The organism is Rhizorhabdus sp., from assembly GCF_018006725.1.
GTDB lineage: Bacteria > Pseudomonadota > Alphaproteobacteria > Sphingomonadales > Sphingomonadaceae > Rhizorhabdus.
This window is the reverse complement of the sequence record NZ_JAGMXV010000001.1, coordinates 80,824-106,292: the sequence shown is the minus strand read 5'-3', so window position 1 is coordinate 106,292 and position 25,469 is coordinate 80,824. Positions and strand designations below refer to the sequence as shown.

The window sequence follows — 25,469 nt, the reverse complement described above, 5'->3', positions numbered from 1 at the left end:
GATGCACATGGTGATCAGGGCATAGCGACCGCCGATGCGCTGCAGCTCATAGCTCGCCTTGACCGTCAGGATCGCACCGGTAGCGCCGACCGGATGGCCGAGGGCGATGCCCGAGCCGTTGGGGTTGAGCTTCTCGCGGTCGAAGCCGAGCACCTTGGCGACCGACAGCGCCTGCGCAGCGAAAGCCTCGTTCGCCTCGATCACGTCCATGTCGGCAAGCGTCAGACCAGCGCGCTTGAGCGCGATCGGCACCGCCTTGATCGGACCTTCGCCCATATATTCGGGCTCGACGCCGGCATGGCCCCAGGCGACGATCTTCGCCAGCGGCTTCAGGCCGCGCTTCTCGACCTCGCCCGCCGTCGCCAGCACGACCGCGGCGGCACCGTCGTTGATACCCGAAGCATTGGCAGCGGTGACGCTGCCGTCCTTCTTGAAGGCGGGCTTCATCTTCGCGAGCGTGTCGAGGCTCGTCTCGGCGCGGACATGCTCGTCGGTATCGAAGACGGTCGTGCCCTTGCGGGTCTTGATCTCGATCGGAAGAATCTGCGTCTTGAAGCGCCCTTCCGCAATCGCGCGCGCCGCGCGCTGATGGCCTTCGACCGCGAGCGCGTCCTGCTCCTCGCGGCTGATGCCGTGGCGGTCGGCGCAATTCTCGGCGGTGATGCCCATATGATAGCCACCGCTCGCGTCCTGCAGGCCCTGTACCAGCGCGTCGACGAGGGTATTGTTGCCCATCTTCACGCCCCAGCGGGCGCCATGGTCATGATAGGGCACGTTCGACATCGATTCCGCACCACCGGCGAGGGTGATGGTGGCTTCGCCCAGCTGCATCATCTGCGCCGAGGAAACGATCGCCTGGATGCCCGAGCCGCACAGGCGGTTGAGCGTCATCGCGGGCACCTCGACCGGGACGCCGGCATTGAGCGCGATGGTGCGCGCGAGCATCGCGTCCTTGGCGCTGGTCGGCATGACCTGGCCGAACACGACATGGCCCACATCGGCCGGCGCCACGCCGGCGCGCGACAGCGCCTCGGTCGCCACGAGGCCGCCGAGATCGGACGGATAAAAGCCCTTCAGCGCGCCGCCGAAGTCGCCGATCGCGGTCCGTACGCCGCCGACGATGTAAATGTCTTCGAATTGGGCCATGTTCGGTTCCTGCAAATGAACCCCGCTTCTTCAGAGCGGGATGTTGTCGTGCTTCTTCCAAGGGTTTTCGAGGCTCTTGTTCTTGAGCTTGCGAAGACCCAGGGCGATCCGGCGCCGCGTGGAATGCGGCATGATCACCTCGTCGATGAAGCCCTTCGACGCCGCCACGAACGGGTTGGCGAAGCGATCCTCATATTCCTTGGTGCGTTCGGCGATCTTCTGAGCGTCGCCTATGTCCTTGCGGAAGATGATCTCGACCGCGCCCTTGGCGCCCATCACCGCGATTTCGGCAGTGGGCCAGGCATAGTTGAGGTCGCCGCGCAGATGCTTGGAGGCCATTACGTCATAAGCGCCGCCATAGGCCTTGCGCGTGATGACGGTGATCTTGGGAACGGTCGCCTCGCCATAGGCGAAGAGCAGCTTGGCGCCATGCTTGATGATGCCGTTATGCTCCTGCGCGGTGCCGGGCAGGAAGCCGGGCACGTCGACGAAGGTCACGATCGGAATGTCGAAGGCGTCGCAAAAGCGGACGAAGCGCGCGGCCTTCTTCGACGAATTGATGTCGAGCACGCCCGCCAGCACCATCGGCTGGTTGGCGACGATACCCACCGGACGGCCCTCGATGCGCCCGAAGCCGATCACGATGTTCGGGGCATGGGTGGGCTGGACCTCGAAGAAGTCGCCCTCGTCGACGACCTTCGTGATCAGCTCCTTCATGTCATAGGGCTTGGTCGCGCTGTCGGGGATCAGCGTGTCCAGGCTCGGCTCCAGACGATCCCAGGGATCGTCGGTCGGACGGGTCGGCAGCTCATGCCGGTTCGACAGCGGCAGGAAATCGACGAAGTCGCGCACGCTCAGCAGCGCCTCGATGTCGTTCTCGAACGCGTTGTCGGCGACCGAGGTCTTGGTGGTGTGCGTCACCGCACCGCCCAGTTCCTCCTGGGTGACGACCTCGTTGGTGACGGTCTTCACCACGTCGGGGCCGGTCACGAACATGAACGAGCTGTCCTTCACCATGAAGATGAAGTCGGTCATCGCCGGGGAATAGACCGCACCGCCCGCGCAGGGGCCCATGATCACGCTGATCTGCGGCACCACGCCCGAGGCGAGGATATTGCGCTGGAACACCTCGGCGTAGCCCCCGAGCGAGGCCACGCCTTCCTGGATGCGGGCGCCGCCCGAATCGTTAAGGCCAATGACGGGGGCGCCGACCTTCAGCGCCATGTCCATGATCTTGCAGATCTTCTGCGCGTGGCGTTCGGACAGCGCGCCGCCATAGACGGTGAAGTCCTGGCTGAAGACGAAGACGAGGCGGCCGTTGATCGTGCCGGAACCGGTGACGACGCCGTCGCCCGGAATATGCTCGGCCTCCATGCCGAAGTCGGTGCAATTATGCTCGACATACATGTCGAGTTCTTCGAACGAGTCTGCGTCGAGCAGCACCTCGATGCGCTCGCGCGCCGTCAGCTTGCCCTTCGCGTGCTGCGCATCGATGCGCTTCTGTCCGCCACCGAGCCGCGCCGCCGCGCGCTTTTCCTCGAGCTTCTGCAGGATCGCCAGCATTTGGGTCCAATGCTCCCTTCGGATTCGTAGTGGCGCCCCCCTTTCCAAGCTTTCGCCGATAAGGCAAATGTGAACTTGCGGATTTGCGAATTACTGGTTTGCAAATAGGTGAAGGCGAGTTTCGGGAGGAGTCATGGCACGGCGAGCCGGTACCCGCCTGTTTGCGGGCCACGAATTGAAGCAGCTGCGACAGAAGGTCGGGCTAGGCCAGGCGGCGATGGCCGCGCGCGTCGGCCTGTCGGTGTCCTATCTGTCCCAGCTCGAGAATGACGACCGCCCGATCACGCCCGCCGTGAACGAGGCCTTCGCAACCGCCTTCCCGATCGACTGGGCCAACAACGCCGCCGAGGACAGCGACCGGCGCCTTGCCGGCGTGCGCGAGGCGCTCGCCGATCCCCTGTTTGCGGGGGCGGGGGTCGAGCCCCAAGCGCTGCACCGGCTGATCGAGCAACAGCCGCTGTTCGCCGACCAGTTCATCCGGCTGCACGATGCCAAGCGCCGCGCGGAGGAACGGCTGCAGCTCAACGACGACCGCTTTGCCAGTGGCGTTCCCGGCGACGACCGGCTGCCCTGGGAAGAGGTCCGTGACTGGTTTCACGAAGCCGGCAACTATGTCGACAATATCGACCGTGCGGCCGAAGCACTGGCCAACGAATTCGACGCCGAACCGCTGCCCGAGGCGCTGCTCGCCCATGCGCTGAAGAAACGCCATGGCGTCGATACGGTGATCGCCGCCGACGATGGCGGGATGCTGCGCCGATTCGACCGGGCACGCGGCCTGCTCACCATCGGTTCGGCCCAGCCGCCCGAAACGCGGCGCTTCACGATGGCGCACCAGCTGGCTCAGCTTGAGTTCCGCTGGCAGATCGCCGCCGTCGCTGCCCAAGCACGGATGCGCGCGGATGAGGCGCATCCCCTGCTGTCGGTCGGGCTCGCCAACTATGCAGCGGGCGCCCTGCTGATGCCTTATGGCCGCTTCCGGGAAACGGCGCGGACGCTGCGCCACGACATCGACCGGCTATGCCAGCGCTTCGGGGTCAGTTTCGAACAGGCCTGCCACCGGCTGTCGACACTGCAGCGGCCCGGCGAGCGGGGCATCCCCTTCTTCTTCTGCCGGGTCGACATGGCCGGCAACATCACCAAGCGGCACTCGGCGACGCGTCTGCAGTTCGCCCGCTTCGGCGGCGCCTGTCCCTTGTGGATCGTGCATGAGGCGGTGGCGATCCCCGACCGCATTCTCGTCCAGCTGGCCGAGATGCCCGACGGGGTCCGCTATGTGTCAATGGCCAAGGGGCTGGTGAAGCCATCGGGCAGCTTCACCCGGGCGCCGCGTCGCTTCGCGGTCGCGCTGGGCTGCGAGGTCGAGCATGCGCGCGACTTCATCTATGCCGATGCGCTGGACGTCGCCAATCTGGGTGCTGCCACCCCGATCGGCATTTCCTGCCGGCTTTGCCCGCGGCCGCATTGCGACCAGCGGGCCTTTCCCCCGGCGGGGCAGCCGATCACGGTCGACGCCGACAATCGCGACGTTGTCCCCTATCGGCTTGCCTGACGGGCGCGACCGCATGGTCGCGCCCTGCTTTTCATCAGAAGGACGGGACCGGAGTCTCGCCCGAATAATCGTAGAAGCCCTTGCCGGTCTTGCGGCCAAGCCAGCCGGCTTCGACCATCTTCACCAGGATCGGCGCCGGGCGATATTTCGGATCGCCGAAATCGGCCTGGAAGACCTTGAGCACCTCGACGATCGTGTCGAGACCGACCATGTCGGCCAGCGTCAGCGGACCCATCGGGTGACCACAGCCGAGCTTCATGCCGGCGTCGATGTCCGGGATCGAGGCCAGACGCTCGCCCGCCGCGAAGCAGGCTTCGTTGAGCAGCGGCAGCAGAATGCGGTTGACGACGAAGCCGGGGCTGTCGGCGGCGAGGATGGTGGTCTTGCCGGTCTTGCGGCCGAACTCTTCGGCGATCTCGACGGCGGCCGAACCGGTGGCGAGCCCCTTGATGAGCTCGAGCAGCGGCATCAGCGGCACGGGATTGAAGAAGTGCATGCCGATGAAGCGCGCCGGATCGGGCGCGGCCTGCGCCAGGCGCGTGATCGAGATCGACGAGGTGTTGGTGGCGAGGATCGCGTTGGGCGCGAGCACCTTGCCTATATTGTCGAAGATCGTCCGCTTGATCGGCTCGCGCTCGGTGGCGGCCTCGATGATCAGGTCGGCGGCGCGCATCGGCTCCAGATCGGCGACCGGCTCGAGCAGGGCGACCGTCGCGTCGCGCTTGGCGGCGTCGAGCTTGCCGCGCTCCACCGCGCGGTCGAGCTGCTTGACGATGCCGGCCTTGCCCTTGGCCGCGACCTCGAGCGACACGTCGGAGAGAAGCACCTTGATTCCGGCCTGTGCGGCGATCTGCGCGATACCTGCGCCCATCTGCCCCGCGCCGACCACTCCGACGATATCCACCATCATCCTGTCTCCCGATTTCACTGACTCGGCGTGGCTGTTATCCCCGCTCCGACGCCTTCGCAATCGCAACATCCCATTCGTTCAGGACCTGCTGGTCATTTTCATAGTCCCGGCGGGCGCCGGCTTCGGCCGAGAGCCGGGTTGGATCGATGCGCGCGAGCGCCCAGATTGCAGCGCCCCGGACCTCGGGGGCAGGGTCGTCCAGGAGCACCGCAACCGGCACCGCCAGCCCTGCGCCCCCGTCATTGCCGGCCGCCACCAGCGCGTTGCGCATCATCCGGTCGCGACCGATCCGCTTGATCGGCGAGCCCGCGAAAACGGCGCGAAAGCTGGCATCATCGAGGCCGAGCAGGTCTTCAAGCGCGGGCACAGCGAGTTCGGCGCGCGCGGCAAAGGCGCGGTTAGCGGCCCCGGCTTCCGCGAACTTGTTCCACGGGCAGACAGCCAGACAATCGTCGCAGCCATAGATGCGGTTGCCGATCCCCGCGCGGAGATCATGGGGGATCGGCCCTTTGTGCTCGATCGTCAGATAGGAGACGCAGCGTCGCGCATCGAGAACATAGGGTCGTGGAAAAGCATCGGTCGGACAGGCCCGCTGACAGGCGTCGCAACTGCCGCACCGGTCGCCATGGGGCGGATCGGGGGGCAGGTCGAGGCTGGTCATGATCGCGCCGAGGAACAGCCAGCTGCCATGGTCGCGCGAGACGAGGTTGCTGTGCTTCCCCTGCCAGCCGATCCCGGCGGCGGCAGCGAGCGGCTTTTCCATCACCGGCGCGGTGTCGACGAACACCTTCAGCTCGCCGCCCGCCCGATCGACCAGCCAGCGCGCCAGCGCCTTGAGCGCCTTCTTGACGATGTCGTGATAGTCGCTGCCCTGCGCATAGACCGAGATGCGGCCGACGCCCGGTGCAGCGGCCAGCCGCAGCGGATCTTCCTTCGGGGCGTAGCTCATGCCGAGCATGATCAGGCTGCGCGCGTCGGGCCACAGCGCTTGCGGCCGGGCACGCTGGTCGCGCCGGGCCTCCATCCAGCCCATCGATCCATGGGCGCCCGATTCGAGCCAGCGGTCCAGACGCTCCGCCGCTTCGGGTGCGGCATCGGCCCGGGCGAAGCCGCAGGCTGCAAAGCCGAGCGCCTTTGCCTGGGCCCGGATCGCATCGCGCAGATCGTTCGGATCGAGGGTCATCGACGCTTCTTTAGGCGGCGAACGTAACCTGGGCCATGCTTGTCGCGTATCTTCGCTATGCCCATATCTGTGGGAGAGGAGACAAAATCATGATCGATCGGCGGATGCTGCTCGGCGCGGGCGTCGTTACCGTCATCGGCGCAGCTCTGGGCGGGCGCGCCTTCTCGGCCCCCGGCAAGCGCTTCGCGGTGACGATGAGCGAGGCCGAATGGCGGAAGAAGCTCAGTCCGGCCGCCTATGCCGTTCTGCGGGAGCAGGCGACCGAACGCGCCTATACCAGCCCGCTCGACAAGGAGAAGCGATCGGGCACCTTCGTCTGTGCGGGCTGCGATCTGCCGCTCTTTTCGTCGCTCACCAAGTTCGACAGCGGAACCGGCTGGCCGAGCTTCTTCCGCCCCCTGCCCGGTGCGGTGGGCACCACGACCGACTACAAGATCGGTTATCCGCGGACCGAGGTGCATTGCAGCCGCTGCGGCGGTCATCTCGGCCATGTCTTCGACGACGGCCCGCCGCCGACCGGCAAGCGATATTGCATGAACGGCGTCGCGATGCGCTTCGTGCCGAAAAAGGCGTAAACCCGACCGCAGGCTTTCGCTCTCCTGCATCAGCCAAAAGAAAAGCCCGGCTCCCACAGGAAGCCGGGCCGATCTTGTCTCGCTGGTCCGAAGATCAGCTGAGCGGCGACAGGTTCACCGCAGCATATTTGCCGCGACGATCGACTTCGAGTTCGAACTCGAGGCGGTCGCCTTCGTTGAGGTTCGTCATGCCGGCGCGTTCGACGGCCGAGATGTGAACGAACGCATCGGGCTGTCCGTCATCGCGCTGAATGAAGCCGAAGCCCTTCATCGCGTTGAAGAACTTGACCGTGCCGCTGGCCTTCTCACCGGTGAGCTGACGGGCCGGACCGGCTCCGGCACCTGGTGCCGGGCGGGGACCGCGCTCTTCGACGGCCATCGGCTCGCCGTCGATCTTGAGATCGGTTGCCGAGATGCGGCCACCGCGATCGACGAGGGTGAATTCGAGCGGCTGCCCTTCGGCGAGACCGGTCAGACCGGCCTGCTCGACGGCGGAGATGTGAACGAAAACGTCCTCACCACCATCGTCGCGAACGATGAAGCCGAAGCCCTTCTGTCCGTTGAAGAACTTAACGACACCCTTGCCTTCGCCGATGACCTGGGCCGGCATGCCGCCGCCACCGCCACCGCCGCCACGGAAGCCGCCACCGCCGCCGCGGAAACCACCGCCGCCGCCGCCGCCATAGCCGCCACCGCCGCCGCCGAAGCGATCGCCACCGCCGCCGTAGCCGCCGCCACCGCCGAAGCGATCGCCGCCACCACCGTAGCCGCCGCCACCGCCGAAGCGATCACCGCCGCCACCATAGCCGCCGCCGCCGCCGCTGTAACCGCCGAAGCTGTCGTCACCGAAGCCATCGCGCTTGTCCCTGCCGCCGCGCGGACCGCGCCTACCTCTATCGAAACCCATGCCTTGCAATTCTTCCCGAATCTCGCCCCATTCAACGAAAGGACGTGGCGCCGGGCGTGGGCACGTCATCCTTCCGGCACGCAAAAACCATCCGCGCCATCCAACAGACATAAAGCAAAGAGGGCGATACTGCGAGCGCTTTCATGTGATCGGGCCCGTTCAGCTCACGTCAATTCGGTCGAAAAGGCCGACAGACCGAAAATGTTACCGTATTTTCGTAGATTATCCATGAAACGCAAGCGCCAGCCCCTTTCTCTCAGGGGCCTTGATCCCCCGAGTCGCTCCGGGCAAAAGGCTGCGGTCTTTACGTGTGCGGAACCTTCGCGAAGGCGAATACGTTACCGGCCGCGAATCCCCCCCAATCCGCAAGGACATCATGTCGGACATCTTCGCCATCTTCGCCGATCCCGCCAACTGGGCCGCGCTGGCGGCGCTGGTCACGATGGAGGTGGTGCTCGGGATCGACAATCTGATCTTCATCTCGATCCTGACCAACAAGCTGCCCGACGAATATCGCGCCAAGGCCCGGATGATCGGCATCTCGCTGGCGCTGGTGCTCCGCCTGGCCCTGCTGAGTCTGGTCGCGTTCATCGTCACCCTGACCCGTCCGCTGTTCGAGCTGTTCGGGCAGCCGCTCTCGTGGCGCGACCTGATCCTGATCGCGGGCGGCCTCTTCCTGGTGTGGAAGGCCACCAAGGAAATTCACCACAATGTCGACCAGGACGACGAAGGCGAGATGTTCGACGGAAAGAAGCCGGGTCTCGGCTTCGGCGCGGTGATCTTCCAGATCATCCTGCTCGACCTGGTGTTCTCGATCGACTCGATCATCACCGCCGTCGGCATGACCGACCATGTCCCGATCATGTTCGTCGCGGTGATCGCCGCCGTCATCGCGATGATGACCGCTGCCGGTCCGCTGTCGCGCTTCATCGAGAAGAACCCTACGATCGTCATGCTCGCGCTGGCCTTCCTGTTCATGATAGGCATGACGCTGATCGCCGAAGGCTTCGGGGTGCATGTGCCCAAGGGCTATATCTACGCCGCCATGGCCTTCTCGGCGGGCGTCGAAGCGCTCAACATGGTCCAGCGAAACCGGCGTCGACGCCTCGCAGCGGCGCGGGACCAGGCGGGGAAGTAAGTTGCCCTCGGTCGCTCCGCGCCTTATGGCGACGCGATGACAGTCTATTTGCATCAGGAAGACCTGCCCGAGGGCGCGCTGGGCCCCGGCCCGGTCGCGGTGGATACCGAGACGATGGGGCTGATCACCCCGCGCGACCGGCTCTGCCTGGTCCAGATCTCGGACGGGCGCGGCGACGAGCATCTCGTCCGTTTCGCCCCGGGCAGCGATTATGCGGCCCCCAATCTGCGCGCGGTTCTGGCCGATCCCGAGCGGCTGAAGCTCTATCACTTCGCCCGCTTCGACCTCGCTGCGATCAAGCATTATATCGGCGTCATGGCGGCCCCGGTCTATTGCACCAAGACCGCCTCGCGCCTGATCCGCACCTACACCGACCGCCACGGTCTGAAGGAACTGGTCCGCGAACTGCTCGGTCAGGACGTGTCCAAGCAGCAGCAGTCTTCGGACTGGGGTGCGCCCGACCTGTCGGAGGCGCAAAAGGACTATGCGGCTTCCGACGTCCGCTATCTGCACGCGATGCGGACGATCCTGGACGAGCGGCTGGCCCGCGAGGGCCGCACCGCGCTGGCCCAGGCCTGTTTCGACTTCCTTCCGGCCCGTGCCGAGCTCGACCTCGCCGGCTGGCCGGAAGTCGACATATTCGCGCATGTCTGATCGCCGGCGCGCCCGCGCCGACGCCTGACGGAGCTCCGAAGCATGTCCGAACTCGCCGACCGTGTCCGCAGCCAGCGCCAGCTCTGGGCTGCCAGCGGCAGCCGGCACGACCGGCTGATCGGGATATTGCGCCTGGTGTTGCCTGTTGCGGTCGGAGCACTGGTGATCCTGCTGGCCATCGCCCCACTGACCGTCGGACGCGACATCAGCTTCGTCCTGTCGAAGGACCGCGTAGCTGTTGCGCGCGAGCGTATGCGGGTGACCACGGCCACCTATCGTGGCCAGGACGCGAAGGGACAGGCCTTTCAGCTGACGGCCGGCTCGGCGGTGCAGACCACCTCGCGCGATCCGGTGGTGCGGATGCAGAAGCTCGCTGCGCAGATCCAGCTTCCGGAAGGCCCTGCCCGGATCGTCGCCAATAATGGCCGCTATGACATGGACAGCGAGAAGGTCGCCATCGACGGTCCGGTCCATTTCAACTCCGCCGACGGCTATAATATCCAAACGCGCGACGTCGGGATCGACCTCAAGACCCGCAAGGTGGCTAGCGAGGGACCGGTCGACGGCCGGATGAACGTCGGCACCTTCTCGGGCGACCGCTTCACCGCCGACCTGAACGCCCGTGTCGTGGTACTCGAAGGCCGAGCGCGCTTGCATATCGACCAGCGAAGCGCCACAGCAGCGCCCAAGGCGCCCGCGCGGGCGAAGAACGGAGGTTGAGCGTGGTCGTACGGGCTCGAATGGCGAAAAAGCTGCTGGTCGCGACGCTGTCGCTGGCTGCGCTTCCGCTCGCTGCCCAGACCGCGACCTCGCTCAAGAATCACAACGCCAATGCTCCGGTCGACTTCGCCGCCGACCGCATCGAACTTCAGGATCGGAGCGACCGGGCGATCCTGACCGGCAATGTCGAGGTGAAGCAGGGCGACATGACGCTGCGCGCCGCCCGCGTCACGATCAACTACACCTCGGCCAACCAGACCCAGGTCAACCGCATGGATGCTTCGGGCAGCGTCGTTCTGACCACGGCGACCGAAACCGCACGCTCGCAATATGCGATCTACGACCTGCGCTCGCGCCTCGTCACGATGATCGGCGGCGTCACCGTCAGCCGCGCCGGCAAGGGCGAAACCAGGGGCAACCGGCTGGTCATCAACATGAACAGCGGCCAGGCCTCGCTCGACGGCGGCAGTTCGGGCAGCGGCGGCGGTCGCGTGACCGGCCGTTTCACGCCCCCGCCGCGGTCGCAGAACTGACGCCCGGCGGGGCTTTTTCGATCATCCTTGCGCGCCTCGCCTCGGCCTCTCCACGGGCCGCCGTCAAAAATATCCATGCACGAAGCTTGCCAGTTTCCATGGGCAGCGCGCTCGTCTAATCAGGCGCGACGCGAACCCTTCGCCGGGATGATCCTATAATGACCGACTCTGCCACCCTCGAACGTCCTGCCGGCTACGACGGCACCGGCGTCGTGCGCGGTCTGTCGGTCGTGTCGATCGCGAAAAGCTATGACCGGCGGCAGGTGCTAAGCGACATCTCGCTCGACGTCGCGCGCGGCGAGGTGGTCGGCCTGCTCGGCCCCAATGGCGCGGGCAAGACGACCTGCTTCTATTCGGTGATGGGCCTCGTCCGCCCCGACGCCGGCCGCATCCTGCTCGATGGCGACGACATCACCACCCTGCCGATGTACCGGCGCGCGATTCTGGGACTCGGCTATCTGCCGCAGGAAACCTCGATCTTCCGTGGCCTGTCTGTCAGCCAGAACATCATGGCGGTGCTCGAACTGGTCGAGCCCGACAAGAAGCAGCGCGCAGAGCGACTCGATTCGCTGCTCGACGAGTTTCACCTGACCCATTTGCGCGATTCGGCGGCGATGGCGCTGTCGGGCGGCGAACGGCGTCGCTGCGAAATTGCGCGCGCGCTGGCTGCCGATCCGTCGATCATGCTGCTCGATGAGCCTTTCGCCGGCATCGACCCGATTTCGATCGCCGACATCCGTGATCTCGTCCGCGACCTCAAGAGCCGCGACATCGGCGTACTGATCACCGATCACAATGTCCGCGAGACGCTCGACATCGTCGATCGTGCCTGCATCATCTATGACGGCAAGGTGCTGTTCCAGGGCAGCCCGGCCGCGCTCGTCGCCGATCCGAACGTCCGTCGCCTCTATCTGGGCGAGGGCTTCTCGCTCTGACGATGCCACCGGCGCTCTGAACCATGGCACTGGGGCCCCGCCTCGATCTGCGGCAGAGCCAGTCGCTGGTGATGACGCCGCAGCTTCAGCAGGCGATCAAGCTGCTGGCGCTGTCCAATCTCGAAATCGAGGCCTTCATCGCCGAGGAGGTCGAGAAGAATCCGCTGCTCGAATCGGGCGGTGAACGCAGCGATGGCGGAGACGCGACCGACAGCTTCGAGGCAACCGACTTCGACGGCAGCGACAGCGGGGAGGCCCCCGACGGCTTCGGCGATTTCGACGATGCGCCGACAGCCGACCGGCTGATCGAGGCAGGAGATGGCGTCGCCGACGCCCCGCTCGACGTCGATTATGCGTCCGAAACCTTTCACCATGACAGCCCGAGCGACTCGCTTCAGGGCATGGACGGATCGCTCGGCGTACAAGGCGCCTCCGGAGGGCTGTCGGAGGACGCGCCCGATCCCGGCGAGAGCGCGTCGGCAGGCTTGTCGCTCCACGACCATCTCCTCGCGCAGGCCGGAGAGCTCCTGTCCGGCGCCGACCTCGCCATCGCGGTCCGGCTGATCGACCTGATCGACGAGGCCGGCTATTTCGAGGGCCAGACCTTCGATATCGCCCAGGCGCTCGACGTGCCGCTGTTCGACGTCGAGCGCGTTCTGTCGGTGATCCAGACGCTCGACCCGACGGGCGTCGGCGCCCGCTCGCTCGCCGAATGCATCGCGCTCCAGGCCCGCGACGCCGATCGCTATGATCCCGCCATGGCGAAGCTGATCGACAATCTCGATCTGCTGGCGCGCGGTGCCATCCCCCAACTTCGCCGGCTATGCGGTGTCGACGAGGAGGACATGGCCGACATGATCCGCGAGCTGCGCGGCTATGATCCGAAGCCGGGCCTGCGCTTCGGCGGCGAACCGGCGGCACCGGTGACGCCCGACATCTTCGTCCGCCGCAAGGGCGACGGCTGGGCGATCGAGCTCAACAGCGCCAGCCTGCCCCGGCTGATCGTCAACCGTAGCTATTATAGCGAGCTGTCGAGCGGCCCGCAGGACAAGAGCAGCAAGGCCTGGCTCGGCGAATGCCTCGCCTCGGCCAACTGGCTGGTCAAGGCGCTCGACCAGCGCGCGCGCACGATCGTCAAGGTGACTCAGGAAATCGTGAAGCAGCAGGAAGCCTTCTTCCTGCACGGCGTCGAACATCTCCGCCCGCTGACGCTGAAGACGATCGCCGATGCGGTCGGCATGCACGAATCGACGATCAGCCGCGTGACCTCGAACAAATATCTGTTCTGCGAACGCGGCCTGCACGAGCTCAAATATTTCTTCACCTCGGGCGTGGCCGCCGCCGATGGCGGCGACGCTGTCTCGGCCGAGGCGGTGAAAAGCCAGATCGCCAAGCTGATCGCGGCCGAAGGCGACGACATATTGTCCGACGACAAGCTGGTGGAACTGCTGCGCGACAAAGGCTTCGACCTCGCCCGCCGCACCGTCGCCAAATATCGCGAAGCGATCGGCCTGGGTTCGTCGGTCCAGCGCCGGCGTCAGCGGGCGATGAAAGCGGCGTAGCGGGCGCTACACCGCTTTCATCTGCAGGCGGTCAGCCCTCGGCCGCCGACGCTGCCTGGACGAACGCCCAGACCCGCGAGGAGAAGGGCGAGGCGACCTCCCCCTGCCACTCGTCCATCCGATCGTACAGGCGCTCCGCTCCCGCCATCATCTCGGGGCTGGCCACCCGGGCGAACGGCTCGAGCAGCGCGCGCCATTCGGCGAGATAGGCCTGTGCCCGCGCGCCAGCCGGGTCGAGCGGCAAAGCAGCCTCGATCCTCGCGCCCAGATCCTTCCACGTCTCGGCATAGGCCTGCTGGTCGAAACCGTCGGGCATCCGGGTCGCGCTGTCCACCCATGCCTGTCTCTCTTCAACGCTGTAAAAGCGGTCCAGCACCGGTTGCCATTTGTCTTCGCTCATCTTTTCATCTCCGCGTCTGATCAGCGAGCAGAGGGTCGCGACGTCGATCGTCTCGCCGCGATCGATGCGGGACGATAAGGATTGGAGCAGCAGCCGGGTTTCGGCGATCTCGGCGGCGCGCAGATCGACTTCCGCCAGCCGGGCGGCGACCTGCTTGCCCAGGTCGGCCTTTCGGTCCGACAGCATCGCCGCGATCACCGAAAGGCTGAACCCGGCACGTTTCAGGGTGAGGATGGCGTCCAGCCGGGCCAGTTCGCCCGCACCGTAAGCGCGGCGTCCGCTGGCGGTTCGCAGCGGACGGATCAGACCGCGCGCTTCATAGAAACGCAGGGCACGCGAGGTGACGCCCGTTTTGCGGGCGACGGTGGCGATGTCGAGAATCGGCTCCATGGCGGCGGAGTAGCGCTTGACCCGGGGTCAAGTTCAAGCCGCAAAGACGAGGCTCAGCCTTTCGATAGGCCGGTGAGCTGACCCAGCCCCCCGATTGTCGAAGCTTTCGCGCGCAGCGGCTTTTCACGGGTCGTCGGCGCTCCGCCCGCGTCCAGAGTGGACAGATCGAGCGGTACCGCATCGGCGGCAGATGCGGCCCCCGTCCTGCCCGAGGGAAGGGTCATGATCGGAACCGCCACGATCAGGGCCGCGCCGATCGCCAATGCGCATTTCATGTCCGAACTCCCTACTGAAACCTGCGAGACGATAAAGGCGTAACGCAGCAGGCGGGATCGGGTTCAGGCGGCGATGAGGAGGCCCGCCAGCGCCGCCGACATCAGATTGGCGAGGCTGCCGGCGACGAGCGCCTTGACGCCCAGCCGCGCTATCACGGGGCGCTGGTTGGGGGCGAGGCTGCCGGCCGACGCCATCTGGATCGCGATCGAGGAGAAATTGGCGAAACCGCACAAGGCGAAGGTCGTCACCGCGACGCTGTGCGGGCTCAGCGTGTCCTTGATCTGGCCGAGATGGATATAGGCGACGAACTCGTTGAGGGTGACCTTCTCGCCGAACAGCCCACCGACGATCTGCGCCTGCTCCCAGGGGATGTTGAGCAGGACCATGATCGGCGCGAAGATGAAGCCCAATATCTGCTGGAAGCTCAGCGTCGGATAGCCGAACAGCGCGCCCGCCTGGCCGAGCAAGCCGTTGGCCAGCGCGACGAGGCCGACGAAGGCCAGCACCATCGCACCGACCGAGACCGCGATCCGCACGCCGGTCTGCGCACCCAGCGCCGCCGCCATGATGATGTTGTCGGGCCGCTCTCCCTCTTCATTCGCCTCGGCGATGGCGATCGCCTCTTCCTCCAATGCGTCGGCCGACCGGTCCTCGGGTAGGATCGGGTCGGGCATGATGATCTTGGCCATCAACAGGCCGCCTGGCGCCGCCATGAAGCTCGCCGCCAGCAGCAGGTCGACGCTGATCCCCATCGCCGCATAGGCCGCCAGGATCGTTCCGGCGACGCCCGCCATGCCGGTGACCATCACTGCGAACATCTGATGCGGGGCGAGGCCCGCCAGATAGGGGCGGATGACGAGCGGCGATTCGCTCTGCCCGACGAAGATGTTGGCCGCCGCGCAGAGCGACTCGACCTTCGATACGCCCGTGACCTTCTCGATCGCGCCGCCGACCCAGCGGATCACGAACTGCATGATGCCGAGAAAATAGAGGATCGAGACGAGCGAGGCGAAGAAGATGATCACGGGAAGGGCGGCGAGCGCGAAGCTGTTGCCGCCGATCTCGGGCTTGACCAGCGAACCGAACAGAAAGTCGGTGCCCGACTGGGCATAGCCGAGCAGGCTCGACACGCCTGCCGCCATGCCGCCGAGCAGCGCGCGGCCCCAGGGAACGTAGAGGACGAGCACGGCGATGCCGGCCTGGAGCGCGAAGGCCGACCCGACGACGCGCAGGCGGATCGCCTTCCGGTCTGACGACAGCGCCACCGCCACGAGCAGGATCAGCACGATGCCGGCCAGCCCGGTCAGCCATTTCGTCATCCGGAAACATCCCCAACGCGCGAAGAAAGGCCCACCTTGTCGAGCGTGTGGCGCCGGTCAAGCGCTCTTTCGCCGCCGCCGCAAAGCCGGTAGCAGTGCGGCATGACCGCCCCCACCCCGTCGGCGCAGGACGCCCGCCCGCCCCGCTCGCTCTTCATCATCTCGATCTTCTACGGCGGCATGGTGTGCATCGCCGGGGTGCTCGGAGTGAAGCAGGTGGCGCTCGGCCCGTTGGCCGTAGAGGCAGGCATCTTCGCTTTCCTGCTGCTCGTCGTCATGGGCAGCGCGGTCGCCGAGTTGCATGGGCGGACCGTAGCCGATTCGCTCGTCCGCTGGGGTTTCCTGCCGCTGATCATATCGGCGCTGCTGATCCAGCTCGTCCTCGCCTTGCCGACCGATCCCGGCATGTATCCGCCTGCGGTCGAGGCGTTCCCGATCGTCGTCGGCCAGGGCGCGCGGATGATGATCGCCGGCCTGATCTCCTATGGCCTGTCGCAGACGCTGAACGTCCTGATCTTCGACCGTTTGAAGGGCAGCGGCGTCGGACGCTTCGTCTGGCTGCGCGGAATGATCGCCAGCGTGATCAGCCAGATTGCCGACACGATCATGTTCATCACCATCAGCTTCTACGGCGAGCGTGAGATATTGGGCCTGATGGGCGGGCAGATGCTGACCAAGGTCGTCCTGTCGATCGTGCTGGTGCCCCCGCTGATCACCGCCTTCGTCGCCGCCGGCCGCCGGATCGACGCGCGCGGCTGACCGAACGCAGGTCCGCCAGGCGAGGCCAGCTCAACGCGATGCTTTATCCCGGAGCCCGCCTCCGCTAAGGGGCGCGCCATGTCGACCGATCACAGCCCCGACCCGATCCTCCTCGCCAAGGCGGAGACCCTCACCGAGGCGCTGCCCTATATGCAGCGCTACGCCGGCGAGACCTTCGTGGTGAAATATGGCGGCCACGCCATGGGCGATCCCGAGGCGGCGCGCGACTTCGCCGAGGATATCGTCCTGCTGAAGGCGGTCGGGATCAACCCGGTCGTGGTCCATGGCGGCGGCCCGCAGATCGGGCGGATGCTCAAGACACTCGGCGTGGAGAGCAGCTTCGTCGATGGCCTGCGCGTGACCGATGCGGAGACCGCGCGGATCGCCGAGATGGTCCTGTGCGGCTCGATCAACAAGGAGATCGTCTCCTGGATATCGCAGGCCGGCGGCCGGGCAGTCGGCCTGTCGGGCAAGGACGGCCGCATGGTCGTCGCCGAGAAGGTCAGCCGCACGCGGCGCGACCCCGACAGCAACATCGAACAGGTCATCGACCTCGGCTTCGTCGGCGAGCCGGCCGACATCGACCGCCGCGTGATCGATACCGTGTCCAAGGCCGGCATGATCCCCGTTATCGCTCCGATCGCGATCGGCGAGGACGGCCAGACCTATAATGTCAACGCCGACACCATGGCCGGCGCGATCGCGATCGCCTTGGGCGCCGCGCGCCTGTTCCTGCTCACCGACGTCGCCGGCGTGCTCGACAAGGAAAAGCAGCTGATCCGCGAACTCAACCCGCGCCGGATCGCCGAATTGCGCGAAGACGGCACGATCCAGGGCGGCATGATCCCGAAGCTCGAAACCTGCGTCGACGCGGTCGAAGGCGGGGTCGACGCCGCCGTCATCCTCGACGGCCGCGTGCCCCACGCCATGCTGATCGAGGCCTTCACCAAGCGCGGCGCCGGCACCCTGATCGGCATGGGCTGAGAAAAGAGTAAGCCCCTCCCTTTCAAGGGAGGGGAAAGGGGCGGGTGCGAGCGATAGCGAGCTGTTCCTGCGCACCCCACAACGGCGTCCCTCCCACGAAAGGGAGGGCCGTCACAAGACTCAGTCGCGCAGCAGCTCGTTGATGCCGGTCTTCGACCGGGTCTGCGCATCGACGCGCTTGACGATCACCGCGCAGTAGAGGCCGGGGCCGCCATCCTTGCCGGGCAGCGTGCCGGGGACGACCACCGAATAGCTCGGCACGCGGCCGATGAAGATCTCGCCGCTCGCACGGTCGACGATCTTGGTCGAGGCGCCGAGATAGACGCCCATCGACAGCACCGCGCCCTGCTCGACGACGACACCCTCGGCCACTTCCGAGCGTGCACCGATGAAGCAGTCGTCCTCAATCACGACGGGGCCCGCCTGCAGCGGCTCGAGCACGCCGCCGATGCCGACGCCGCCCGACAGGTGGACGTTGCGCCCGATCTGCGCGCAGCTGCCGACCGTCGTCCAGGTGTCGACCATCGTGCCTTCGCCGACGAAGGCACCGAGATTGACGAAGCTGGGCATCAGCACCGCGCCCTTGGCGATGTGCGCGCCGCGACGGACGATCGAACCCGGCACCGCGCGGAAGCCGGCGGAGCGGAACTCGGCCTCGCTCCATCCCGCGAACTTCGAAGGGACCTTGTCCCACCAGCTGGTGCCGCCGGGGCCGCCGGGGATCAGCTCCATATCGTTGAGGCGGAAGGACAGCAGCACCGCCTTCTTCAGCCACTGGTTGACGGTCCAGCCGCCCTCGCCCTTCTCGGCCACGCGCCGCTCGCCCGAATCGAGCAGGCCGAGCGCAGTCTCGACCGCGTCGCGGACCTCGCCCCTGGTCGAGAAGCCGATGCCCTCGCGCTCGTCCCAGGCCTTTTCGATGATCTGCTGCAGATCGGCGCTCATGTCGTTTCCCCTCAAAGCGTGGCTGTCAGTTCGTCGAGCCAGTGCCCGACATCGCGAATCTCATAATCGATGAAGCTGTGGTCGGCCTCGTGGTCGCCATATTCGGAGCCGTTGTTGACCCATACGGTGGTCATGCCGATCGCCTTGGCCGGCTTCAGATTGCGGGCCATGTCCTCGACGAACAGCGACGTGCGCGGGTCGATCCCGAAGGCCTCGACCATCAACGCATAGCTCGCGACATGGGGCTTTGGCTGATAGGCGCAGGCGTGGATATCGTGAATCGCCTCGAAGCTCTTGGAAAGACCCAGCTTCTGCAGCACCCGGCCGGCATAGTCCGCATCGCCATTGGTGAAGATCAGCTTGCGGCCGGGCAGCTTCGCGATCGCGTCGACCAGGCGGCGATCCTCCGACAGCACGTCCATCTCGATATCGTGAACGAAAGCGAGGAATTCGTGCGGGTCGATCCCGTGGCTCTGCATCAGTCCCGACAATGTGGTGCCATGCTCGCGGAACATCTGCTTCTGGATGCGCTTGGCCTCGACCGGATCGACGCCGAGCAGCCGCTGGACATAGAGGCCCATGCGCACGTCGATCAGCCCGAACAGATCTACCGACGCCGGGTAGAGCGTGTTGTCCAGATCGAAGATCCAGGCGTCGATGTGGCGAAGCGCTGCGTCCATGGCCGCGCGAGTAGCCGCTTGGACAGGGGGTGGCAACCGTACAGGCAGGTCGCCCCGCCTGCCGTCAGACCGCCGTGCCCACCAGTCGTCCGATACCGGCGGTCAGCGCCATCGCAAGCGCGCCCCAGAAGACGACACGCAGCACCGGCCTTCCGATCGCCGCTCCGCCCGCGCGCGCGCCAAGCGCACCCAGCACCGCCAGGAAGAGGATCGAGCCCGCCGCCTCGCCCACGACCATCCAGGCCATCGGCAGCAATGCCGCGAGCAGCACCGGCAACAGCGCCCCGGCGGTGAAGGTCGCGGCCGATGCCAGCGCGGCGACCACCGGGCGGGCCGCAGTGACGTCGGTGATGTGGAGTTCGTCGCGCGCATGGGCGCCGAGGGCATCGTGCGCCATCATCTGCGCAGCGACCCTGTCGGCCGTGTCGGCATCGACCCCACGCCCGACATAGATCGCCGCCAGCTCCCTGCGCTCCACTTCGGGATCGGTCGCCAGTTCGGCGCGCTCGCGGGCGAGATCGGCAGCCTCGGTGTCGGCCTGCGAGCTCACCGACACATATTCGCCCGCCGCCATCGACATGGCACCGGCAACCAGCCCGGCCATCGCCGCGACCAGGACCGCCGGCCGGTCGGCACCCGACGCGGCCACGCCGAGGATCAGGCTGGCGGTGGAAACGATGCCGTCATTGGCGCCCAGCACAGCGGCGCGCAGCCAGCCGATCCGCGCCACCAGATGTGCTTCCTTGTGCCGCCTCATGCGATCCCGTCCTTCTCCGCAGAATGGGGCTCCGGGTCGAGCAGGTCATCCAGAAAGGATGCCACCAGCGCCGACTGGCCTCCGACCCCGGCCTTAGCATAGATGCGCGACAATTGTGCCCGCACCGTGCCCTCGGCTGCGCCGCGCAACCGCGCGATTTCGGCGACGTCGGCGCCTTTCAGCGCAAACAGCGCGACATCCGCCTCGGCGGGCGTCAGGCGCCATTCCCCAAAGCGCAGCCGGACGAGCGCGGCGACGGTGCCGCGGGCGAGCGCCACGGCGAGATCGTCCTGCCGCGCCCGCTCGATCAGGGCGCGGATCTGGAGCGCACCGGCCACCACCCCCGCGACAAGAGCCGCAGCGGCGGCGGCTTCCACCGCGAGATGGGTGCTCCATCCTTCAGCCGCGACATCGCCGAGCAGGTCCAGCAGGAACAGCATCGTCGCGAGAGCCTGAAGCGCCACCACCAGCGTCGTCGCGATGGTCCTGCGGTGCAGCTGTGCTCGTCTGGCGCGGGGCATGGCGACAGCCTAGCCCCGCCCCGGCAACATCGCCAGCGCCAGGTTCCGCCCCTGCCGGCGGCTTTCGAACAGGACCCCGGCGATGTGGAGCAGGATCAATCCATAGAGCAGCGTCACGGCTGCCTCGTGCACCTCGCCGAGCGCGCCTTCTTCCCGCTCTCCGCCGGCTTCGTCCCCATCTTCGGCTTCCTCGTCATACGCCCTTGCCTGGGTCGACGGGGTCGCGTCAGCCATCGCGACCGGACCGGCGATGTCGGGGCCGGTCATGATCGCGCCGCTCGCGATGATCACCAGCAGGGTCGCCCAGATGGCATAGACCATCAGCGCCCCAAGCGGATTGTGCGAACGATGAGGCTTGCGGTCCCCGCTGGCGATTTCACGGATATGGGCGATCGCGCGGCGGGGGCTTGGCGGAAAGGCCGTGAATCGCGCCTCGGCCGGGCCCACCAGGCCCCAGAGGAGCCGCAGGGCCAGGAGGGCGGCCAGGCCATAGCCGACCAGCATATGGGTGTAGCTGCCTTCTCCGGTGAAGAGGGCATTGGCGACGATCGCTGCGACGATCGACCAATGGGTGAGCTTGACCACCGGATCCCAGCGGCGTGGTCGCAGCGCTGTTTCCCGGGCCTCGTCTTGATGGTTCGTCGTCATCGGCGGTCTCCTGTGCAGTGCAGGAAACCATCTCTGCCGGGACACCGCTCGACACCATTGGCAGGGCGCTTACCGGCGCCCCGATAAGCAGCCGCTTACGGCCGCTGCCGGCCCCCTCGCCCGGAGCCGGAGCGGATCAGACGGTGAAGCTCTCGCCGCAGCCGCACATGCCCTTGGCATTGGGGTTCTGGAAAACGAAGCCCGCCGTAAAATCGTCCTCGACCCAGTCCATCGTCGAGCCGACCAGATAGAGCAGCGAGCCGCCGTCCACGTAGAAGTCCCCGCCGGGCGTCTCGATCTTCTCGTCGAACGGATCGGCTTCGGTCACATAATCGACCGAATAAGCGAGACCCGAGCAGCCCCGGCGCGGGGTCGACAGCTTCACGCCGACCGCGCCATCGGGTGCCGTCGCCATCAGCTTGGCGATGCGCCCCTCGGCTGACGGCGTCAGGATCAGCGCGGCGGGCCGTGCGCGGGTGGGTGTCGTGGTCGTGGTCATTACGGTCTCCATCCCCAGAGGGGCGTTCAGAGCATTCCCAGTTCGAGCTTGGCCTCGTCGGACATCTTCTGCGGATCCCAGGGCGGATCCCAGATGAGGTTGACCTCGGCCGACCCGACCCCCGGCACCGCGCCGACGCGCAGCTCGACCTCGCCCGGCATCGATTCGGCGACCGGGCAGTGCGGCGTCGTCAGCGTCATCGTCACGACGACATGGGCATTGTCCGCCACCTCGACGCCATAGATCAGTCCGAGATCGTAGATGTTCACCGGAATCTCGGGATCGAAGATCTCCTTGAGCGCTTCGATGACACCCTCATAGATCTCGCCACCCGGTTCGCCGGCCGCGGCCGCCGGTGGCCGCTGGGCAAGAAAGCCGTCGAGATAGTCGGGCTTTCGAGCCGGCTCCCCCTGCCCGTCCGATTCGCCGCCCGATTCAAGCGCGTCGAGGTCGACCCGTGCGCGGGGCGGTGGCGCCACCGATTCGACCTCCTCGGTCAGGATCTTGCCACTGTCGTTGGTCTGTTCATTCATCATCCGAATATCCGCGTCACACGTTCGATCCCGCGCGCCAGAGCGGCGACGTCATCCTCGTCATTATAGATACCGAAGCTCGCCCGTGCCGTCGCCGGTAGATCGAGATGGTCCATCAGCGGCTGGGCACAATGATGCCCCGCGCGGATCGCCACGCCTTCCTCGTCCAATATGGTGCCGATGTCGTGGGGATGCACCCCCTCGATCGCGAAGCTGACGATGCCGGCCGAGTCGGCGGGGCCGAACAGGCGCACGCTGTTGATCGCCGAAAGCGCGTCCCGCGCCTTCGCGACGAGCGCGCGCTCATGCGCCTCGATCGCATCGAGCCCGATCGCGTCGACATAGTCGATCGCGGCATGAAGCCCCAGCGCACCGACGATGTTCGGCGTACCCGCCTCGAACCGCTGCGGCGGCGGCGCCCAGCTGGTCGCCGCAAAGGTGACGCGATCGATCATCGAACCGCCCCCCTGATAGGGAGGCATCGCGTCGAGCAGTTCCCCCCGCGCCCACAATGCACCGATGCCGGTCGGGCCATAGAGCTTGTGGCCCGAGAAGACGTAGAAGTCGCAGTCGAGCGCCTGCACGTCGACGGTCATGCGCGGGACCGCCTGGCAACCGTCGATCAGGATCTTCGCTCCGACGCGGTGCGCCAGATCGGCCGCCCGACGCGCATCGAGCGTCGAACCGAGCACGTTCGAGACATGCGCGAGCGCCACCAGCCGGTGCCGATCAGTCAGCATCGCCTCGGCCGCGTCGAGGTCGATCCGGCCATCGGCGGTCAACGGGCAGACGTCGATCTCGATCCCGGTGCGCTCGCGCAGCAGCTGCCAGGGGACGATGTTCGAATGATGTTCGAGCTGAGACAGCAGGATGCGGTCGCCGGCCTTGAGCGTGGACACGCCCCAGCTCTGGGCGACCAGGTTGATCGCCTCGGTGGCACCGCGAACGAAGACGATCTCGTCGCTGCTGCGAGCGTTGACGAAGCGGGCGACCCGCTGGCGCGCCGCCTCATAGGCGATCGTCATGTCGGCCGAGCGGCGATAGACGCCGCGATGGACCGTCGCATAATCTTCGCCATAGGCCCGGGCGATGGCATCGATCACCGCCTGCGGCTTCTGCGCCGTGGCGGCGGTGTCGAGATAATGCCAGCCCTCGGGAAGCCCCGGAAAGTCGGCCCGGCGGCTCATCTTCGCGATATCGGCGATCGCGTTCATGCTCTCTCCTCCAGCCAGGCCTCGGCATCCGCCTGGAACGCCTCGCGCACGGCCTCGTCGCCGATCCGCGACAGCGCGTCGGCGATGAAGGCCTGGGTCAGCAGCGCCCGGGCGCGATCGGGGGTGATCCCGCGCGAGGTCATGTAGAACAGCGCCTGCGCATCGAGTTCGCCGACCGTGGCGCCGTGCGCGCATTTCACGTCGTCGGCGAAGATCTCCAGCTCGGGCTTGAGGTTCACCGTGGCGGTGCGCTTGAGCATCAGCCCGCGCAGGCTCTGCTCGCCGTCGGTCTTCTGCGCGTCGCGCGCCACTTCGACCCGTGCCGCCATGCTCGTCGTCGCGCGATCGTCGGCAACCGCGCGCCACAGCTGGCGGCTCGTGCCCTCGGCACTGCCATGATGGACGACGACCGCCGCGTCATGGCGCTGCTCGCCGCGCGCCAGCAGTGCGCCGCCATGTTCGGCGAAGGCGCCCGGTCCTTCGATGCGGATCTCGGCGTCGAGCCGCGTTCCCGCTCCACCGCCACCCAGCAGCGTGGTGACGAGGCTGGCGCCGGCATCGAGCCGGGCTTCGTCGCGCAGCGAGACGAAGCCCGTTTCCTGCACGATCCGGATCGCCCGCATCAGCCGCGCCGAGCGACCCAGCGCGATGCGGGTCAGCCGGTTCGCCCAGCCGTCGCCGACATAGGTCTCGACGATCGAGGCATGGGCATCCTCGGCAAGCTCTATGCTGGCGGGCACATGGTTCGCCCCGCCGGTCGCGACATGGACGATCTCGATCGGGGGCGCGCCCGCGACGGCATCTTTGTCCAGGGTCAGCGCCCAGCCATTGCCCTGCGCGAGCCGGCCCAGCGGATGGGCGGACGCCGCATCGACCGCGCCGACCACTACCGGGCCAGGGCGGCTGCCCTCGGCCTCATAACGCCCATCGACGAACAACAGCCGGGGCCCAGTGCCGATCCACAGGCTGGCAACGTCCACGGCGACATCGCGCTTCGACTGCGACACCAGTGCTTCGAGACCCGACAGGTCCGACCAGCGCCACGCCTCGTCCCGCGTGGAGGGAAGCGAAAGGCTCATGCCCATTCCTCCCCGAAACGGGGAGGGGGACCGGCAAAGCCGGTGGAGGGGCAATGCAGAACCATGTCGGCAGCGATGGCCGGGAGGTCGCAGCTCCCCTCCACCATCCTGCGGATGGTCCCCCTCCCCGTACCGGGGAGGATCTGGATCGTCGTGGTCACGCCGCGATCGCTCCATAGCCTTCGCGTTCGAGTTCGAGCGCGAGGTCGGCGCCGCCGGTGCGGACGATCCGCCCGGCTGCGAGGACGTGGACGAAATCGGGTTTCACATAGTCGAGCAGGCGCTGATAATGGGTGATCAGCAGCACCGCCTTGTCGGGCTTGCGCATGATCATGTTGATGCCCTCGCCGACCGTGCGCAACGCATCGATGTCGAGGCCCGAGTCGGTCTCGTCGAGGATCGCCATCGCCGGGTCGATGATGCCCATCTGCACCATTTCGTTGCGCTTCTTCTCGCCACCCGAAAAGCCGACATTCACCGCCCGCTTGAGCATGTCCATGTTCAGCCCCAGCGCATCGGCCTGGGCGCGGGCGCGCTTGAGGAAGTCGCCGCCCGACAGCGGCTCCTCGCCGCGCAAGCGCCGCTGCGCGTTGAGCGCCTCGCGCAGGAACTGGACGTTGGACACGCCCGGAATCTCGACCGGATATTGGAAACCGAGGAACAGCCCGGCGGCGGCCCGCTCGTGCGGCGCCTTCTCCAGCAGGTCCTCGCCCTGGAACGACACGCTGCCCTCGGTGACCTCATAGCCGGGCCGCCCGGCGAGGACATAGGACAGGGTCGACTTGCCCGCACCGTTCGGGCCCATGATCGCATGGATCTCGCCCGGCCCGACCGACAGGGTCAGCCCCTTGAGGATCGGCTTGCCGTCGATTTCGGCGTGGAGATTTTCAATCTTCAGCATGGTTTGCACTCGAATGAAAAGGAGGTCGCTGTTTCGGATGCGGTATATAGGAGAAGCTGCGTCCCGAAGTTCTTAAGCCCCTCTCCTTCAGGGGAGGGGTTGGGGTGGGGCCCATCCGCGCGGCTCGCCGCCTGTTGCGGCGCGTCGCGGACCGACACGCCAACACCCTCTGGATTACGCCTCAAA

General features: G+C 66.6%; 28 protein-coding genes. 10 read left to right on the top strand and 18 right to left on the bottom strand.

The genetic code is table 11. From position 1 onward, the window contains the following. A partial coding sequence (bktB, locus tag KAY22_RS00525) for a beta-ketothiolase BktB (RefSeq protein ID WP_296618793.1) occupies window positions 1–1,146 on the bottom strand: 1,146 nt, incomplete at its 3' end. Window positions 1,147–1,176: 30 nt separating this feature from the next. Then, the gene (locus KAY22_RS00520) at window positions 1,177–2,709 is read right to left on the bottom strand and encodes an acyl-CoA carboxylase subunit beta (RefSeq protein ID WP_296618790.1); all 1,533 of its coding nucleotides are present in this window, start codon (window positions 2,707–2,709) and stop codon (window positions 1,177–1,179) included. Window positions 2,710–2,842: 133 nt separating this feature from the next. On the opposite strand from KAY22_RS00520, the gene KAY22_RS00515 reads away from it, so the two are divergent. Further along, window positions 2,843–4,261, top strand: coding sequence for a short-chain fatty acyl-CoA regulator family protein (locus tag KAY22_RS00515; RefSeq protein WP_296618789.1), 1,419 nt, complete (start codon window positions 2,843–2,845; stop codon window positions 4,259–4,261). Between the two features lie 34 nt (window positions 4,262–4,295). On the opposite strand, the gene KAY22_RS00510 is transcribed toward KAY22_RS00515, so the two are convergent. Beyond that, window positions 4,296–5,168 (bottom strand): 3-hydroxyacyl-CoA dehydrogenase NAD-binding domain-containing protein, encoded by an 873-nt coding sequence (locus KAY22_RS00510; protein WP_206335947.1) that lies wholly within the window; start codon window positions 5,166–5,168, stop codon window positions 4,296–4,298. A 37-nt stretch (window positions 5,169–5,205) separates the two neighbouring features. Then, on the bottom strand, window positions 5,206–6,354 hold the full coding sequence (gene queG, locus KAY22_RS00505) for a tRNA epoxyqueuosine(34) reductase QueG (RefSeq protein ID WP_296618787.1): 1,149 nt from the start codon (window positions 6,352–6,354) through the stop codon (window positions 5,206–5,208). 86 nt (window positions 6,355–6,440) lie between these two features. Between queG and msrB the strand changes: the two genes are divergently transcribed. After that, complete coding sequence (msrB, locus tag KAY22_RS00500) at window positions 6,441–6,929, top strand: peptide-methionine (R)-S-oxide reductase MsrB (RefSeq protein WP_296618801.1); 489 nt, start codon at window positions 6,441–6,443, stop codon at window positions 6,927–6,929. 94 nt (window positions 6,930–7,023) lie between these two features. Here msrB and KAY22_RS00495 read toward each other — a convergent pair whose 3' ends face one another. Continuing rightward, entirely contained in the window at window positions 7,024–7,836 is an 813-nt protein-coding gene (locus KAY22_RS00495; RefSeq protein ID WP_296618784.1) for a cold-shock protein, read from the bottom strand. Between the two features lie 376 nt (window positions 7,837–8,212). Here KAY22_RS00495 and KAY22_RS00490 point away from each other — a divergent pair, with 376 nt between their 5' ends. The 6 genes from KAY22_RS00490 to rpoN all read left to right on the top strand — a co-directional run bounded on the left by KAY22_RS00490 (window position 8,213) and on the right by rpoN (window position 13,378). Beyond that, the gene (locus tag KAY22_RS00490; RefSeq protein ID WP_296618782.1) at window positions 8,213–8,974 is read left to right on the top strand and encodes a TerC family protein; all 762 of its coding nucleotides are present in this window, start codon (window positions 8,213–8,215) and stop codon (window positions 8,972–8,974) included. Between the two features lie 36 nt (window positions 8,975–9,010). Next, complete coding sequence (locus KAY22_RS00485; protein WP_296618780.1) at window positions 9,011–9,628, top strand: ribonuclease D; 618 nt, start codon at window positions 9,011–9,013, stop codon at window positions 9,626–9,628. A 42-nt stretch (window positions 9,629–9,670) separates the two neighbouring features. After that, on the top strand, window positions 9,671–10,348 hold the full coding sequence (lptC, locus tag KAY22_RS00480; protein WP_296618779.1) for an LPS export ABC transporter periplasmic protein LptC: 678 nt from the start codon (window positions 9,671–9,673) through the stop codon (window positions 10,346–10,348). 20 nt (window positions 10,349–10,368) lie between these two features. Continuing rightward, window positions 10,369–10,881 carry an LptA/OstA family protein gene (locus KAY22_RS00475; RefSeq protein WP_296618777.1) on the top strand — a complete coding sequence of 171 codons (513 nt, stop codon included), beginning with the start codon at window positions 10,369–10,371 and terminating at the stop codon, window positions 10,879–10,881. A 158-nt stretch (window positions 10,882–11,039) separates the two neighbouring features. Then, window positions 11,040–11,816: an LPS export ABC transporter ATP-binding protein gene (gene lptB, locus KAY22_RS00470; protein WP_296618775.1), complete on the top strand. Its 777-nt coding sequence runs from the start codon at window positions 11,040–11,042 to the stop codon at window positions 11,814–11,816. A 23-nt stretch (window positions 11,817–11,839) separates the two neighbouring features. Beyond that, complete coding sequence (gene rpoN, locus KAY22_RS00465) at window positions 11,840–13,378, top strand: RNA polymerase factor sigma-54 (protein WP_296618773.1); 1,539 nt, start codon at window positions 11,840–11,842, stop codon at window positions 13,376–13,378. Window positions 13,379–13,409: 31 nt separating this feature from the next. Here the strand turns inward: rpoN and KAY22_RS00460 are convergent, their stop codons facing one another. The 3 genes from KAY22_RS00460 to KAY22_RS00450 all read right to left on the bottom strand — a co-directional run bounded on the left by KAY22_RS00460 (window position 13,410) and on the right by KAY22_RS00450 (window position 15,763). Continuing rightward, window positions 13,410–14,168 (bottom strand): MerR family transcriptional regulator, encoded by a 759-nt coding sequence (locus tag KAY22_RS00460; RefSeq protein ID WP_296618771.1) that lies wholly within the window; start codon window positions 14,166–14,168, stop codon window positions 13,410–13,412. 53 nt (window positions 14,169–14,221) lie between these two features. Further along, window positions 14,222–14,443, bottom strand: coding sequence for a hypothetical protein (locus tag KAY22_RS00455; protein ID WP_296618769.1), 222 nt, complete (start codon window positions 14,441–14,443; stop codon window positions 14,222–14,224). A gap of 63 nt (window positions 14,444–14,506) precedes the next feature. Next, window positions 14,507–15,763: a nucleoside transporter C-terminal domain-containing protein gene (locus KAY22_RS00450; protein ID WP_296618766.1), complete on the bottom strand. Its 1,257-nt coding sequence runs from the start codon at window positions 15,761–15,763 to the stop codon at window positions 14,507–14,509. A gap of 102 nt (window positions 15,764–15,865) precedes the next feature. On the opposite strand from KAY22_RS00450, the gene KAY22_RS00445 reads away from it, so the two are divergent. Both KAY22_RS00445 and argB read left to right on the top strand, forming a co-directional pair. Then, complete coding sequence (locus tag KAY22_RS00445) at window positions 15,866–16,522, top strand: queuosine precursor transporter (RefSeq protein WP_296618763.1); 657 nt, start codon at window positions 15,866–15,868, stop codon at window positions 16,520–16,522. Window positions 16,523–16,600: 78 nt separating this feature from the next. Further along, window positions 16,601–17,506, top strand: coding sequence for an acetylglutamate kinase (gene argB, locus KAY22_RS00440; RefSeq protein ID WP_296618760.1), 906 nt, complete (start codon window positions 16,601–16,603; stop codon window positions 17,504–17,506). Window positions 17,507–17,626: 120 nt separating this feature from the next. Here argB and dapD read toward each other — a convergent pair whose 3' ends face one another. The 10 genes from dapD to sufC form a co-directional block, all read right to left on the bottom strand. Beyond that, the gene (gene dapD, locus KAY22_RS00435) at window positions 17,627–18,451 is read right to left on the bottom strand and encodes a 2,3,4,5-tetrahydropyridine-2,6-dicarboxylate N-succinyltransferase (RefSeq protein ID WP_296618758.1); all 825 of its coding nucleotides are present in this window, start codon (window positions 18,449–18,451) and stop codon (window positions 17,627–17,629) included. Between the two features lie 11 nt (window positions 18,452–18,462). Then, a complete protein-coding gene (locus tag KAY22_RS00430) occupies window positions 18,463–19,131 on the bottom strand; it encodes a pyrimidine 5'-nucleotidase (RefSeq protein ID WP_296618755.1) in 669 nt (222 codons plus the stop codon). Window positions 19,132–19,195: 64 nt separating this feature from the next. Then, entirely contained in the window at window positions 19,196–19,888 is a 693-nt protein-coding gene (locus tag KAY22_RS00425) for a VIT family protein (RefSeq protein WP_296618753.1), read from the bottom strand. Then, entirely contained in the window at window positions 19,885–20,409 is a 525-nt protein-coding gene (locus KAY22_RS00420; protein ID WP_296618751.1) for a hypothetical protein, read from the bottom strand. Before KAY22_RS00420 ends, KAY22_RS00425 begins: the two co-directional genes overlap by 4 nt. Before the next feature lie 9 nt (window positions 20,410–20,418). Continuing rightward, window positions 20,419–21,057, bottom strand: coding sequence for a cytochrome b/b6 domain-containing protein (locus KAY22_RS00415; protein WP_296618749.1), 639 nt, complete (start codon window positions 21,055–21,057; stop codon window positions 20,419–20,421). Between the two features lie 136 nt (window positions 21,058–21,193). Further along, window positions 21,194–21,556, bottom strand: a complete 363-nt coding sequence (locus KAY22_RS00410; protein ID WP_296618745.1) for an iron-sulfur cluster assembly accessory protein — start codon at window positions 21,554–21,556, stop codon at window positions 21,194–21,196. 26 nt (window positions 21,557–21,582) lie between these two features. Beyond that, the gene (locus tag KAY22_RS00405) at window positions 21,583–22,092 is read right to left on the bottom strand and encodes an SUF system Fe-S cluster assembly protein (RefSeq protein WP_296618742.1); all 510 of its coding nucleotides are present in this window, start codon (window positions 22,090–22,092) and stop codon (window positions 21,583–21,585) included. Continuing rightward, on the bottom strand, window positions 22,089–23,303 hold the full coding sequence (locus tag KAY22_RS00400) for a cysteine desulfurase (RefSeq protein ID WP_296618739.1): 1,215 nt from the start codon (window positions 23,301–23,303) through the stop codon (window positions 22,089–22,091). The genes KAY22_RS00405 and KAY22_RS00400 overlap by 4 nt, the downstream gene beginning before the upstream one ends. Further along, the gene (locus tag KAY22_RS00395; protein WP_296618736.1) at window positions 23,300–24,382 is read right to left on the bottom strand and encodes a SufD family Fe-S cluster assembly protein; all 1,083 of its coding nucleotides are present in this window, start codon (window positions 24,380–24,382) and stop codon (window positions 23,300–23,302) included. Before KAY22_RS00395 ends, KAY22_RS00400 begins: the two co-directional genes overlap by 4 nt. Before the next feature lie 157 nt (window positions 24,383–24,539). After that, entirely contained in the window at window positions 24,540–25,283 is a 744-nt protein-coding gene (sufC, locus tag KAY22_RS00390) for a Fe-S cluster assembly ATPase SufC (RefSeq protein ID WP_296618734.1), read from the bottom strand. Between the last annotated feature and the right edge of the window lie 186 nt (window positions 25,284–25,469).

What these genes read in the sequence shown, in the direction of transcription:
- KAY22_RS00455 (WP_296618769.1), bottom strand. Translation starts at nt 14,443, where the DNA reads ATGAAATGCGCATTGGCGATCGGCGCGGCCCTGATCGTGGCGGTTCCG.
- KAY22_RS00450 (WP_296618766.1), bottom strand. Translation starts at nt 15,763, where the DNA reads ATGACGAAATGGCTGACCGGGCTGGCCGGCATCGTGCTGATCCTGCTC.
- KAY22_RS00495 (WP_296618784.1), bottom strand. Translation starts at nt 7,836, where the DNA reads ATGGGTTTCGATAGAGGTAGGCGCGGTCCGCGCGGCGGCAGGGACAAG.
- KAY22_RS00430 (WP_296618755.1), bottom strand. Translation starts at nt 19,131, where the DNA reads ATGGACGCAGCGCTTCGCCACATCGACGCCTGGATCTTCGATCTGGAC.
- argB (WP_296618760.1), top strand. Translation starts at nt 16,601, where the DNA reads ATGTCGACCGATCACAGCCCCGACCCGATCCTCCTCGCCAAGGCGGAG.
- dapD (WP_296618758.1), bottom strand. Translation starts at nt 18,451, where the DNA reads ATGAGCGCCGATCTGCAGCAGATCATCGAAAAGGCCTGGGACGAGCGC.
- KAY22_RS00415 (WP_296618749.1), bottom strand. Translation starts at nt 21,057, where the DNA reads ATGACGACGAACCATCAAGACGAGGCCCGGGAAACAGCGCTGCGACCA.
- KAY22_RS00405 (WP_296618742.1), bottom strand. Translation starts at nt 22,092, where the DNA reads ATGATGAATGAACAGACCAACGACAGTGGCAAGATCCTGACCGAGGAG.
- KAY22_RS00420 (WP_296618751.1), bottom strand. Translation starts at nt 20,409, where the DNA reads ATGCCCCGCGCCAGACGAGCACAGCTGCACCGCAGGACCATCGCGACG.
- KAY22_RS00460 (WP_296618771.1), bottom strand. Translation starts at nt 14,168, where the DNA reads ATGGAGCCGATTCTCGACATCGCCACCGTCGCCCGCAAAACGGGCGTC.
- KAY22_RS00475 (WP_296618777.1), top strand. Translation starts at nt 10,369, where the DNA reads ATGGCGAAAAAGCTGCTGGTCGCGACGCTGTCGCTGGCTGCGCTTCCG.
- KAY22_RS00510 (WP_206335947.1), bottom strand. Translation starts at nt 5,168, where the DNA reads ATGGTGGATATCGTCGGAGTGGTCGGCGCGGGGCAGATGGGCGCAGGT.
- KAY22_RS00395 (WP_296618736.1), bottom strand. Translation starts at nt 24,382, where the DNA reads ATGAGCCTTTCGCTTCCCTCCACGCGGGACGAGGCGTGGCGCTGGTCG.
- KAY22_RS00445 (WP_296618763.1), top strand. Translation starts at nt 15,866, where the DNA reads ATGACCGCCCCCACCCCGTCGGCGCAGGACGCCCGCCCGCCCCGCTCG.
- sufC (WP_296618734.1), bottom strand. Translation starts at nt 25,283, where the DNA reads ATGCTGAAGATTGAAAATCTCCACGCCGAAATCGACGGCAAGCCGATC.
- KAY22_RS00520 (WP_296618790.1), bottom strand. Translation starts at nt 2,709, where the DNA reads ATGCTGGCGATCCTGCAGAAGCTCGAGGAAAAGCGCGCGGCGGCGCGG.
- KAY22_RS00515 (WP_296618789.1), top strand. Translation starts at nt 2,843, where the DNA reads ATGGCACGGCGAGCCGGTACCCGCCTGTTTGCGGGCCACGAATTGAAG.
- KAY22_RS00485 (WP_296618780.1), top strand. Translation starts at nt 9,011, where the DNA reads ATGACAGTCTATTTGCATCAGGAAGACCTGCCCGAGGGCGCGCTGGGC.
- queG (WP_296618787.1), bottom strand. Translation starts at nt 6,354, where the DNA reads ATGACCCTCGATCCGAACGATCTGCGCGATGCGATCCGGGCCCAGGCA.
- lptB (WP_296618775.1), top strand. Translation starts at nt 11,040, where the DNA reads ATGACCGACTCTGCCACCCTCGAACGTCCTGCCGGCTACGACGGCACC.
- KAY22_RS00400 (WP_296618739.1), bottom strand. Translation starts at nt 23,303, where the DNA reads ATGAACGCGATCGCCGATATCGCGAAGATGAGCCGCCGGGCCGACTTT.
- lptC (WP_296618779.1), top strand. Translation starts at nt 9,671, where the DNA reads ATGTCCGAACTCGCCGACCGTGTCCGCAGCCAGCGCCAGCTCTGGGCT.
- KAY22_RS00490 (WP_296618782.1), top strand. Translation starts at nt 8,213, where the DNA reads ATGTCGGACATCTTCGCCATCTTCGCCGATCCCGCCAACTGGGCCGCG.
- KAY22_RS00410 (WP_296618745.1), bottom strand. Translation starts at nt 21,556, where the DNA reads ATGACCACGACCACGACACCCACCCGCGCACGGCCCGCCGCGCTGATC.
- KAY22_RS00425 (WP_296618753.1), bottom strand. Translation starts at nt 19,888, where the DNA reads ATGAGGCGGCACAAGGAAGCACATCTGGTGGCGCGGATCGGCTGGCTG.
- rpoN (WP_296618773.1), top strand. Translation starts at nt 11,840, where the DNA reads ATGGCACTGGGGCCCCGCCTCGATCTGCGGCAGAGCCAGTCGCTGGTG.